Origin of the sequence: Psychrilyobacter sp. (genome assembly GCF_049671765.1) — a bacterium.
In the GTDB taxonomy this organism is placed as follows: domain Bacteria; phylum Fusobacteriota; class Fusobacteriia; order Fusobacteriales; family Fusobacteriaceae; genus Psychrilyobacter.
On the sequence record NZ_JBATVM010000216.1, the window covers coordinates 1 to 12,096 of the forward strand.

Consider the following 12,096-nt stretch of genomic DNA (forward strand, 5'->3'; position numbering starts at 1 on the left):
TTTACACAATCCTGCCAGTCCTGCTAACATCCCAGCTGCGATAAATCCTGGAATTAACGGAACAAATATATTAGAAAAATTAGCCATAAATCCTTGAAATTTACTTGTTCTCTTGGCTTTTACAGTATTCTTTTGTTTTTTTATTGTATCTTCAAAACATTCCTCTTCATTATTTTTATTTTCATCTATTGATTTATAAAGTTCATCCATTGCTGTATATGCCTTTTTAACCTTCCCAGGACCAAATATTAGCTGTAATTCATCCCCATTTTCGTTTAATCCCAGCACACTCTTAATTTTTTTTAATTCTTCCGTATCGACTTTATCCAAATCCTCTACCGATATTCTCAAACGTGTCATACAACTAGTATACCCAGAGATATTTTTCTTCCCTCCTACAAGTTTCATTATTTTTTTTACAATTTCATTATAATCCATCTCTTCCCCCCAACAACTTTTAGCCTAATTGATAATAAATAATTTTAATTTTCCTGTGATGCACACATTAAAAGCATCTATTTAAAGATTTATTTAATCATTTTTAACGCATCTCTAATAAAACCTTTTTTCTCTAATAGTAATATCTTCGCTTCTTTTGCTTCTAAATCTCCCAAGATCATGAGGATGGCAGTCTTACAATGCCCCTCTGTATCTTTCAAGGCAGAAGTGGCTTCCTCTCTATTGCAATCAGTCGCTTCCATGACTATTTCCTTTTGTCTTTCCACAAGTTTTTCATTGGTAGCTTCTACATCTACCATGAGATTTCCATATACCTTTCCGATCTTTATCATAGATCCAGTAGTCAGCATATTAAGTACTAATTTTTGTGCTGTCCCAGCCTTTAATCTAGACGAGCCTGTTACTACCTCTCCTCCTACTACTGGAGATATTGGTATCTTTACAGATTTTGCCAATATACTATCGGGATTACAGCTCACACCTACTGTTATACCTCCTAATCTCTTGGCATACTCAATCCCTCCCATTACATATGGAGTTCTTCCACTAGCTGCTATTCCTACCAATACATCTTTAGAATTAAAATCAATCTCTTTTAAATCATCTATACATAGTTCTTTATTATCCTCTGCATTTTCAACTGCTTTCAAAATGGCTTCTTTTCCTCCTGCAATGAATCCCATCACTAATTCTGCCGGTGTTCCAAATGTAGGAGGACATTCACTGGCATCTAATATTCCTAATCGTCCAGATGTTCCAGCACCTATATATATTAATCTCCCTCCATTTAAAAATGCGTAACTTATCTTATCTATAGCTTTTGCAATATTTTTCAATTCTTTTTCCACAGCCAAAGCCACTTTTTTATCCTCATTATTTATTACTTTCACCATATCTATTGTGTTTAACATATCGATATTTGTAGTATTCTTATTCCTACTCTCAGTTACCATCTGTTTTAAATTCAATTTCATAATTTCCCCCATTAAACTAAATATACTTTTATATTAGAATATTTTATTCCGAAAGTCAAGGATGAGAAAAAATTTTATCTAATAACTTAATCCATGACCTATTTTATAGATTATTTCCCCCTTTTCATCCTTTATATTTACAGGCAATTTTCCTTTTGGAACCACTAATAAGACTCCATCTCTTGTAAATACACTTCTAATTCCTGCTTTAATATTAGCTTCTAGAGAATTTATTCCATAATTAGTTTGATCAAATCCTGTTATTCCATAAATAGCTATATTTGCTTTTATTGTAGGAGTATAGACAATATCATAGGGGTTTCTTGTAGATATACCCACCATTTTTTTATTATTTTCATTAGAAAATTTAATTATTTCATTAATTTTAGTATCATTTTTCAAGTTATAGGTCGCTAAAATTACATAATTAGAATTTTTTATTCCATTTTTTATATCTTCTGTTAATCCATCTTTATAATCTACTGAAAACTTTTCTATCTTTACGTCTTTTTCTATTTTTATAATTTCATTCTCCATCATATTCCCACGTGTTTTAGTTTCAGCAATCAACAAGATATTTTTACCTTTTGTAAGATCCATAGGTAAAATATTTTCATTTTTTATAAGAGTAATCCCTCTTTCAGCTACTATTTTTTCTACACTTTTATTTTCTTTACTTCCTACTATTTTTTCTGCATTTTTTATTCTTTTTTCAACGTTTTCTTTTTTATTTAACCCTTTTTTCAATTTCAACTCTACAACTCTTTTTGCAGATTCTTCTACCCTATTTTTTAATTCTCTATTAGTTTTCATCTCTTCTAATATAGTAGTGTATAAGACTTCTAATTTTTTAATATCCACTTGATTCCATACAATTACAGGCATAAGCATAATATCGCCACCTGCTAATATTGCTCTTTCTACACTTTCCGCTTCTCCAAAATTTTCAGATATAGCATGCATATTTAGAGCATCTGTTATTATTATTCCTTTAAAATTCATTTCATCCCTTAATATTCCAGTCATTATTGGTTTAGAAAGAGTAGCTGGTGTTCCTATCAAAGTCCCATCTTTTTTTGACATTATTTTATTATTATCTAAAGCAGGAACAATAACATGAGCTGTCATTATCGCCTCTACCCCATTATCAATAGACATCTGAAATGGTAGTTTATCTATATTTTCCCACTGTTTTTTATTATAATTTACTGTAGCCAGTCCAATATGGGTATCAGTCTCTGTATTCCCATGTCCTGGAAAATGTTTTATTGTAGATATCACCCCTTCTCCTTGAAGTCCGTCTATATAAGCAGATGCCATCTCTCCTACTAATTTGGGATCACCTCCAAAGGATCTCACTCCAATTACAGGATTATTTTGATTAGAATTTACATCTACAACTGGTGCAAAGTTAAAATTTATCCCTAGTGCATCTAATTCTGACCCAATAGTTTTCCCTACATCATGGGCTAATTTCAGATTCCTACTCGCTCCCAAGGCCATATTACCAGGCATTTCCGTTCCCTGCTGTAATCTAGTAACATATCCTCCCTCTTGGTCTGTTCCTATAAATAAAGGCATTTTTTTAGATATATTTTGCATATCATCTATCAATTTTACCGTTTGTTCTGTATTTACTAGATTTTCTCTGAAAAGTATAATCCCTCCTAAATCATAATCTATAATAATTTTTTTTACATCTGAATTCATTACAGTAAATGGTTTTTTATTCCAATTTCTAAAATCAATCATCATAAGTTGCCCTAACTTTTCTCGATCACTCATTCTCTCTACTATTTTTTCTGCCCTTACCCTAGACGTATTTACATTTGACATACCATCTATAGCATTTGTACACCCTAATATTCCTAAGCACAGTCCTAAACTCATCAATATCATTTTTACTTTTTTCATATCTTCCACCTCTCTCATTTTATGATAGATTATACTATAAAAAATTCTTCTTTCGAAACAATAACGAGTTTTTTTATTCCGAATTGAATTTCTAATATAGAATCACCTTGTGAATAAATAAAAAACAAGTTATACTACAACAATATTAAAAATATACATAGGAGGGATTTTATGAAAAATGAAATTTTAAAATATATAAAATTGTTTTTTGGTTTTTTTGTCTGTTCTTTAGGAATTGTTATTATTATAAGATCCAATTTAGGATTTTCGCCATGGGATGTTCTTCACCAAGGTATCTCAAAAGTTGGAAATATCACAATTGGTCAAGCCAGTATCCTTATTGGAATCTTAGTTATAACTTTGGATATTTTTTTAGGAGAACAAATAGGAAGTGGTACAATATTTAATATTATATTCCTTGGAAGTTTTATGGATCTGATCCTTTTTTCCAATTTGATTCCCCTTAGTCATAGCCCTCTTAGTGGTGTTCCTATGATGTTTATAGGATTGTTTATATTAGCTATAGGTGGTTATCTATACATCTCAACTGGCCTTGGATGTGGTCCTCGAGATGCATTGATGGTTGCTCTCACGAAAAAAACTGGTTTTTCAATTATGTTTATAAGAAACATCATTGAAATAACTGTTTTAGTTATAGGATATTTTTTAGGAGGATATGCAGGAGTAGGTACTATTATTACAGCAGTATTTACTGGTAGTTTTATTCAATATGTTTTTAAAATGTTTAATTTTGATGTTAAATCTGTTACTCATAGAAATATAAAAGACGAAATAATTCTTTTGAAAGCCTATATTTTAAAAAAATAAACAACGTGACGTTGTATCCAGACAGATGCAAACTAAACTTCTATAATTTTCTAAACTAAAAAAATGAGGCCGATTTTTTAGATCATCCTCATTTTTTTATCCAAACCTATTTAACCAAAGTTAACCATGAATTATATTTAGCCTTTTTCCCCTTAGTCATCTCAAAAAATACTTCTTGAATTTTTCCTGTAATAGGTCCTCTTTGACCTTTTCCAATTTTAATTTTATCAACACTAGCTATTGGTGTTATTTCAGCAGCAGTACCAGAAAAAAATAACTCATCTGCTGTATATAGTGATTCTCTAGAAATTGTTTCTTCTACAACTTCGTATCCTAGATCACGAGCTATTGTTATTACTGAATCCCGTGTAATACCAATAAGTGCAGATGACCCTGATTGAGGAGAATAGATTTTCCCATTGGAAACTATAAATAAGTTTTCCCCACTTCCTTCACTGACATTGCCAGAATAATCTAATGCTATTCCTTCATCATACCCATTTTCTAATGCTTCCATCTTTATAAGCTGAGAACTTAAGTAATTTCCACCAGCTTTAACAGCTGTAGGCATTGTATTTGGTGCTAATCTTCTCCAAGAAGATACACAAACGTTAACTCCTTTAGTAAGAGCTTCTTCTCCTAGATATGCTCCCCATTCCCAAGTAGCTATCATAGTCTCAACGGGACAATTAGATGGGTTTACACCTAAAGATTCATATCCTCTGTATACCAATGGCCTGATATAAGCACTTTTAATACCGTTTATTTTGATAGTATCAAATATAGCTTTTTTCATCTCTTCTTTAGAATATGGAATTTCCGTTCTGTATATTTTGCAAGAATTATATAGTCTATCAATATGCTCATCTAATCTAAATATAGCTGTTCCATTGTCTGTTTTATAAGCTCTTATACCTTCGAAAAAACTCGATCCATAATGCATTGCGTGTGATAAAACATGAACCTTAGCATTATCATGATCTATCATCTCACCGTTCATCCATATTTTTTTAGTATCTATCATAATTCCCTCCTAAATATATTATCTATTAAATGTTTTTTATTATGGCCCTTACCATCTCTTTGGTCCCAACTAATTTAGTTCCGTCTGTATATATATCCCTAGTTCTTACACCGTCATTCAAAACTTTTTCTACAGCTTTTTCTATAGCTGTGCCTTCATCTATTAATCCCATAGAGTGCTTAAACATCATAGCTACCGATAGAATAGTGGCTATTGGGTTGGCTATATCTTGTCCTGCTATATCTGGTGCAGACCCATGAATAGGCTCATATAATCCATATTTTTCTCCTATACTAGCTGATGGTAACATCCCAATAGATCCTGTTATCATACTGGCTTCATCAGATAATATATCTCCAAACATATTCATCGTTAAAATAACATCAAATTGAGTTGGATTTACAAGTAACTGCATAGCTGCATTATCTACATACATATGATTTAATTCTACCTCTGGATAGTTTTTTGAAATTTCTATCACAGTTTTTCTCCATAATCTAGAACTTTCTAATACATTGGATTTATCCACACTTGTAACTTTTTTACCCCTCTTCATGGCTATTTCAAAACCTTTTATCGCTATTCTTTCTATCTCCCTAACATTATAAGAAAGCACATCATAGGCTGTTCCATCTTCTTTTACTCCTTTTTCTCCAAAATAAATCCCACCAGTCAGTTCCCTAACTATACATATATCAAGACCTTCACCTATTATCTCTGTCTTTAGTGGAGAAGCATCTTTTAATGGCTCATAGACTATAGCTGGTCTTAGATTTGTATATAGCCCTAATTCTTTTCTGATATTTAAAAGTCCTTTTTCTGGTCTGTCTTCCCCTTTAAGTTCATCCCATTTAGGTCCTCCTACAGCACCTAAAATTATCCCATCACTATTTTTACATATCTCTATCGTTTCTTTTGGTAGTGGTGTCCCATAATTATCTATGGCTATTCCACCTATATCAGCATAATTTATATTAAATTTATGATTATATTTTCCCCCTATTTTTTCTATTACACTTATTGCTCCTTCGGCTATTTCTTTACCTATACCATCTCCTGGCATTACTGCTATTTTATATTCCATCTTTGCCCTCCTAATTTAATGTAGACCTATTTAGTTATAAATCCATTTTCAACTGCATAATTAAATATACCACCAGCTGTTATTATTCCCTCTATATCTCCCAACTCTCCCAAAATATATTCTTTATTTGTAGTTATATTTTTTAATATATTTCCTGATATTTCTATCTCGTCTCCAGTATTAATCTCATCTACTAATCTGTCTTTAGTTTCGTATGGAATTAAAAAACCTCCATCTACAGAATTTCTATAAAATATCCTTGCATAACTCTCTGCTACCACAGCTTTTATCCCCGCTTTATCAAGTGATAGAGGGGCATGCTCCCTAGATGATCCACATCCAAAGTTTTTTCCTGAAATCATTACTGTATAGTCAGATTCATATCTATCTCCCTCTATAAAAGGTACCTCTATAGTTTTTGGATCCATTCCAGACATGGCATATTTACCATAATTTTTAGATTCTTCCTCTATATCGGTTCTATACACCAAATGAATAGCTGGAATTATCTGATCAGTATCTATATTATCTCCTACTACATATGCTTTTCCCCTTATTTTATCCATCTATTTCCACCTCTATTTTAGATATATATTTTCTTGGATCTGTTATCTTTCCTGTCAATGCTGATGCCGCTGCTGTAAAAGGAGACGCTAGGTATACTTTTGAATCCATAGATCCCATCCTTCCATGAAAATTTCTATTAGTTGTAGATATTACTACTTCATCTGCATGAGTTCTACCAAATGTATCCTTTGGGCCACCTAGACATGCTGCACACGATGGAGGTCCTATCTTACATCCGGCATTTTCAAATATCTCTCTCAGTGTTTCTCCTCCTATAGTGATCGTTTCAAAATTTCTTTCTACGTTTTTTGTAGCAGGAACAATAAAAGTTTCTATCTTTACTTTTTCCCCTTTAAGTATCTTAGCTGCTGCTATAAAATCTGTAGTTTTTCCTCCTGTACAAGATCCTATATATGATCTAGTTACCTCTATATGAGATAAGTTTTCTGCTGGCTCTACGTTTCCTGGAGAATATGGCTTTGCAACTACTGGAACTACCTTACTAGCGTCATAGGTATGAACAGAATGATAAACTGCATCTGTATCTGAGTTATGAACTTCATATTCTGTTACTCCTCTTTCCTCTAAATATTTTTTAGTCACTTCGTCAGCAGCTATTATTCCACACTTTCCACCGGCTTCTATGGCCATATTACAGATTGTCATTCTCTCTTCCATATTTAACCCTGATATAGCTTGCCCACCATATTCCATACATCTGTATGTAGCGCCATCAAATCCTATATCTCCAATTGTCTGAAGTACCACATCTTTTCCCATAATATAACTAGGAAATTTACCCTCAAATTGAAATTTAATTGATTCTGGAACTCTCACCCAAAGTTTTCCTGTTCCCATAATAAATCCTGCATCTGTATTTCCTATTCCAGAAGCAAATTGTCCAAAGGCTCCTGATGTACATGTGTGAGAATCGGTTCCAAACAATACATCTCCCGGTTTATTATGCCCCTCTTCTGCAAGTGCTACATGACATACTCCTTTGTAGTCATCTGTAAAAGGCTCATAAAAATGTTTTATTTCCTGTTCTTTGGCAAATTTAGTCACATATTCTATATTTCTCATGGCATATTTATCCTTTGTAAATATATAGTGATCAGGGATTAAAACTATCTTTTCTTTATCCCATACCTTGGCCTTTTCACCAAAGTTCCCTTTAAATATTCCCATTGTTCCAGGTCCACACACATCATGAGTCATTAAGATATCTACATCTACCCATATATTATCTCCAGGTTTCACTTGGGGTTTATTTGATCTATTTGCTAAAATTTTCTCTACTATAGTCATCTATCTTCTCCCTTTTTCATCAAAATAATTATTTATGGCTCCCATATATGCCATGATACTGGCTTCTACTATATCAGTACTCGTATACCTTCCGTTATAATTTTTATTATCTTTCCCCAGTCTTATAAATACCTCTCCCTGAGCATCGCTTCCCTCTGTCACTGCTTTTATAACATACTTATTCAGTTTAAATTCCACATCTACAATCTTGTCAATGGCCTTAAATGCTGCATCTACAGGACCGTCTCCAAAGGCTACATTTTCTATTATTTCTCCATCTTTTTCCACATTTATAGATACTATAGGAGTGATTGTATTACCTGTATTTACAGTATATCTATTTAGTCTATAAGCCTTGTCTTTTATTTCCCTTGCACCATCTATAAGAGCTTCTATGTCTTCTGTTGATACATCTTTTTTCTTGTCTGCTAACTCTTTAAATCTTATAAAAATTTCTCCCATTTTTTCCTTGCTAAGTTCATATCCACATTCATTCAAATGATTTTCAAAAGCATGTTTTCCTGAATGTTTTCCAAGTACCATCTTATTTTTACTCAGTCCTATAGATTCAGGTGTCATAATTTCATAAGTTTCTTTATTTTCTAACATTCCATGCTGATGGATTCCTGATTCATGAGCAAAAGCATTTTCTCCTACAATGGCTTTATTTGGCTGTACCTCTACTCCTGTTATTTTTGTGACAAGTTGACTAGTTTTATAGATCTCCTCTGTATTTATTCTGGTCTGTCCCGGATAGATATCCTTTCTTACCTTCATGGCCATAACCACTTCTTCTAAAGCTGCATTTCCTGCTCTTTCTCCTATTCCATTTACAGTGCATTCTATTTGTGTAGCTCCTGCTTTTACTGCAGCTAGAGAGTTAGCAACTCCTAGTCCCAAATCATTGTGACAATGTACCGATATATCTACTTTATCTATATTTTTTACATTCTCTCTTACACCTTTGATTATCTTATAAAATTCATCTGGAGTGGTATATCCCACTGTATCAGGTATATTTATAGCTGTAGCTCCTGCTTCTATAGCACCTTCTACTATTTTATATAAAAATTCTGGTCTAGTTCTCGTAGCATCCTCTGCCGAAAATTCTATATCATCACATTTAGACTTTGCATATCTAACCATCTCTACTGCTTGCTTATAAACCTCTTCTGGTGTCTTTTTTAATTTATACTTCATATGAATATCTGAAGTTGCTATAAATGTATGAATCCTTGGATGTTGAGCATTTTTTATGGCTTCCCACGTAGTATCTATATCTCCCTTTAACGCCCTTGCTAACCCTGCCACGCTTACATTTGTGACACTTTCAGCAATTGCCTTGACGGAATTAAAATCTCCTTTAGATGATGCAGGAAATCCTGCTTCAATTATGTCCACCCCTAATTTTTCTAGTTGTTTAGCCATTTTTATTTTTTCCTCTATATTCATACTACATCCTGGTGATTGTTCCCCATCTCTTAGTGTTGTATCAAATATTTTTATCATTTTTTCCATAATTTTTTCCTCCTAATTCTAATTTTCAACTATTATTAAAAACAACATGAAGTTGCATTCGGTTCCTAGGTTAATAAAAAAAACAGCTATAACTATAGCTGCCTAAAAAAATTTATATTTTTTATAATTATTTATAAAAAAAAGCAGCCAATAATATTAGCTACCATCATAGATACACTCTTCCCAATTATTTTAAAACAGGATGTTTAAAAGTATACAATTTCCCCAATATCATTCTAAATATATTTAATTGCTTGCAACCTAACGGCAATAATAATAACAGCAGCAATAATAATAAATTTATAGATAAGATATTAGTTAAAATCATATTCTTTCCTCCTCGTTTTGTAATTAAGAAAAATAATAACAGTTAATTTTTATTCTGTCAACAAAAATTTTTCAAATTAAATTTTAATTTAATACTTAATATTGAGACTAATAGAATAAATTATTGATACAATTAGTGTTGAAAGGTCCTTTAATAATAATAAAAGAGATAATTATTTTATTGTTATTTTTTTTTAACGAAGGTAAATTCATATTAAAAAAAAAGATAAAAATTTATAGAACAAGGTTTTTTTTATTAAAAAATAAGAAAACAAACAAAAAATTAATTTTACATATCAAAAAAAAAATGCTAAACTGTTTGAAAGTTAGAACTTTAGTAACAAAAAAGTTTTATTCTAAAAGAAAAAAAATAAAAATAAGTGAGCTGATTAAGATGGTTAATTCAAGAATCGGACAATTAAATATGCTAATGATGATGCTTTGGTAGGGTTTGTAACTTAAATTTTTTAAATTTAAGAACAGACTCGTTTTGTAGTAACTTACGAGTTTGTTCACAAGCATCTTTAACTAGAAAGCCTGTGGGAAACTCCACAGGCTTTTTTATTTTACAAAAATTATTTGGAGGTAGAGGATGAACGTTGGAATTATTGGAATTGGTACCGTAGGTAAAGAGGTACTCAGTATTATTTCTTGTCAAAGGGTAAAAATCGAAAAATTATTGGGTGAAGAGATAAAAATTATAAAAATCTGTAATAGAACATTTAGAGAAGAATTTAAAAACTATTCATTTACTTTTGATTATAAAGAAATATTAGAAGATGACTCTATTGATACTATCATTGAATTAATGGGGGGAAAAGATATCCCTCTAGAAATCGCTAAAAAAACTCTATTATCAAAAAAAAATTTAATCACTGCTAATAAGGAACTTTTAGCTATCCATGGTAATGAATTATTTCAGTTAGCTAAAAAAAACGGTGTAAAAATCTTTTTTGAGGCTGCTGTAGGGGGTGGAATACCTATCTTATCCCCCTTAAAAGAATCCCTTTTCCCCAATAAATTAAAAAAAATAAGAGGCATATTAAATGGAACAGCAAATTATATCTTGACACAAATGAGTAACGGATCTAGTTATGAAAGAGCTTTAATCGATGCAACTAAAAAAGGATATGCTGAAACAGACCCGACATTTGACGTTGATGGAATAGATACCGCTCATAAGATTAGTTTACTTAGTTACTTAGCCTGGGGGGAACTAAAAGAATTTACAGAGATAAAAATAAACGGGATAACAAAATTATCAACCGAAGATATAAGAAAAGCCGCTACTAATAACCAAAAATATAAATTATTAGGAGAAGCCGTAATAGACGAAAAAACAGAAAAAATAACTCTATCTATCAAACCAACATTAGTAGGAAAAGATGACCTATTCTATGAAGTTAATGGGATATATAATGCTGTAGAGATAGAAGGAAGTTATACAGGGAAAACAATTTTTTATGGGGAAGGTGCAGGGGGAAGTACTACAGCAAATGCTGTGGTTTCAGATCTATATAAAATTATAAATAGTAGAAGCTGGCAGATATAAAAAATTTATGAAAAATAATAAAAATTAAAGGAGGTATAATTATGAGTTTAAAATTTGAGACCTTACAATTACATGCCGGACAAGTAAAAGATCCCTTAACAGGAGCCCGAGCTGTCCCTATCTATCAAACTGCATCATATACTTTTAAAAATACTGATCATGCTGTAAGATTATTCAACTTAGAAGAAAAAGGGTATTCCTATACAAGAACAAGAAACCCTACCACTGAAGTATTAGAAAAAAGAATAGCAGCATTAGAAGGTGGAGTAGGAGGATTGGCAGTAGCATCAGGATCAGCTGCTATAACTTATGCCCTCCTAACTATAGCTAGATCAGGAGATGAAATAGTTTCAGCAAAGGGAATCTATGGAGGTAGTTATAACTTTTTATCTAATACAATAGAGGACTTTGGAATAAAAACAAGGTTTTTCGAAACTTCTAACCTAAAGACCTTAGAAGAAGCGATAACTCCTAAAACAAAGGTGATTTTTATAGAAACATTGGAAAACCCTACAGGACAAATCGTCGATTTAGATGCTAT

Annotated in this window: 11 protein-coding genes; 3 read left to right on the forward strand and 8 right to left on the reverse strand. The window is 31.8% G+C overall.

Features of this window, described 5'->3' with window-relative positions; translation table 11 throughout:
- The 3 genes from WBG30_RS10375 to WBG30_RS10385 form a co-directional block, all read right to left on the reverse strand.
- Positions 1 to 438 (reverse strand): PTS transporter subunit EIIB (locus WBG30_RS10375; RefSeq protein WP_424504583.1); only part of this gene is annotated, 438 nt, incomplete at its 3' end.
- Positions 439 to 527: 89 nt separating this feature from the next.
- Positions 528 to 1,433 (reverse strand): N-acetylmuramic acid 6-phosphate etherase, encoded by a 906-nt coding sequence (gene murQ / locus WBG30_RS10380; RefSeq protein ID WP_424504584.1) that lies wholly within the window; start codon positions 1,431 to 1,433, stop codon positions 528 to 530.
- 78 nt (positions 1,434 to 1,511) lie between these two features.
- The gene (locus tag WBG30_RS10385; protein ID WP_424504585.1) at positions 1,512 to 3,347 is read right to left on the reverse strand and encodes a glycoside hydrolase family 3 protein; all 1,836 of its coding nucleotides are present in this window, start codon (positions 3,345 to 3,347) and stop codon (positions 1,512 to 1,514) included.
- A 171-nt stretch (positions 3,348 to 3,518) separates the two neighbouring features.
- On the opposite strand from WBG30_RS10385, the gene WBG30_RS10390 reads away from it, so the two are divergent.
- Positions 3,519 to 4,175, forward strand: coding sequence for a YczE/YyaS/YitT family protein (locus WBG30_RS10390; protein WP_424504586.1), 657 nt, complete (start codon positions 3,519 to 3,521; stop codon positions 4,173 to 4,175).
- Positions 4,176 to 4,281: 106 nt separating this feature from the next.
- Here WBG30_RS10390 and WBG30_RS10395 read toward each other — a convergent pair whose 3' ends face one another.
- From WBG30_RS10395 to WBG30_RS10415, 5 genes are read right to left on the reverse strand one after another with little or no spacing between them, the layout of a single operon-like run.
- Positions 4,282 to 5,199 (reverse strand): branched-chain amino acid transaminase, encoded by a 918-nt coding sequence (locus tag WBG30_RS10395; protein WP_424504587.1) that lies wholly within the window; start codon positions 5,197 to 5,199, stop codon positions 4,282 to 4,284.
- 25 nt (positions 5,200 to 5,224) lie between these two features.
- Positions 5,225 to 6,283, reverse strand: a complete 1,059-nt coding sequence (leuB, locus tag WBG30_RS10400) for a 3-isopropylmalate dehydrogenase (protein WP_424504588.1) — start codon at positions 6,281 to 6,283, stop codon at positions 5,225 to 5,227.
- Between the two features lie 26 nt (positions 6,284 to 6,309).
- Complete coding sequence (locus WBG30_RS10405) at positions 6,310 to 6,849, reverse strand: 3-isopropylmalate dehydratase (RefSeq protein ID WP_424504589.1); 540 nt, start codon at positions 6,847 to 6,849, stop codon at positions 6,310 to 6,312.
- Positions 6,842 to 8,158 (reverse strand): 3-isopropylmalate dehydratase large subunit, encoded by a 1,317-nt coding sequence (locus WBG30_RS10410; protein WP_424504590.1) that lies wholly within the window; start codon positions 8,156 to 8,158, stop codon positions 6,842 to 6,844. Before WBG30_RS10410 ends, WBG30_RS10405 begins: the two co-directional genes overlap by 8 nt.
- Positions 8,159 to 9,676 carry a 2-isopropylmalate synthase gene (locus WBG30_RS10415; protein ID WP_424504591.1) on the reverse strand — a complete coding sequence of 506 codons (1,518 nt, stop codon included), beginning with the start codon at positions 9,674 to 9,676 and terminating at the stop codon, positions 8,159 to 8,161.
- Positions 9,677 to 10,595: 919 nt separating this feature from the next.
- Here WBG30_RS10415 and WBG30_RS10420 point away from each other — a divergent pair.
- Positions 10,596 to 11,555: a homoserine dehydrogenase gene (locus tag WBG30_RS10420; protein WP_424504592.1), complete on the forward strand. Its 960-nt coding sequence runs from the start codon at positions 10,596 to 10,598 to the stop codon at positions 11,553 to 11,555.
- A 41-nt stretch (positions 11,556 to 11,596) separates the two neighbouring features.
- Positions 11,597 to 12,096, forward strand: a 500-nt coding sequence (locus WBG30_RS10425; RefSeq protein WP_424504593.1) for an aminotransferase class I/II-fold pyridoxal phosphate-dependent enzyme, incomplete at its 3' end; no start/stop codon positions are given.

Coding starts and splice junctions, on each gene's coding strand:
- murQ (WP_424504584.1), bottom strand. CDS start 1,433: ATGAAATTGAATTTAAAACAGATGGTAACTGAGAGTAGGAATAAGAAT.
- WBG30_RS10385 (WP_424504585.1), bottom strand. CDS start 3,347: ATGAAAAAAGTAAAAATGATATTGATGAGTTTAGGACTGTGCTTAGGA.
- WBG30_RS10390 (WP_424504586.1), top strand. CDS start 3,519: ATGAAAAATGAAATTTTAAAATATATAAAATTGTTTTTTGGTTTTTTT.
- WBG30_RS10395 (WP_424504587.1), bottom strand. CDS start 5,199: ATGATAGATACTAAAAAAATATGGATGAACGGTGAGATGATAGATCAT.
- leuB (WP_424504588.1), bottom strand. CDS start 6,283: ATGGAATATAAAATAGCAGTAATGCCAGGAGATGGTATAGGTAAAGAA.
- WBG30_RS10405 (WP_424504589.1), bottom strand. CDS start 6,849: ATGGATAAAATAAGGGGAAAAGCATATGTAGTAGGAGATAATATAGAT.
- WBG30_RS10410 (WP_424504590.1), bottom strand. CDS start 8,158: ATGACTATAGTAGAGAAAATTTTAGCAAATAGATCAAATAAACCCCAA.
- WBG30_RS10415 (WP_424504591.1), bottom strand. CDS start 9,676: ATGGAAAAAATGATAAAAATATTTGATACAACACTAAGAGATGGGGAA.
- WBG30_RS10420 (WP_424504592.1), top strand. CDS start 10,596: ATGAACGTTGGAATTATTGGAATTGGTACCGTAGGTAAAGAGGTACTC.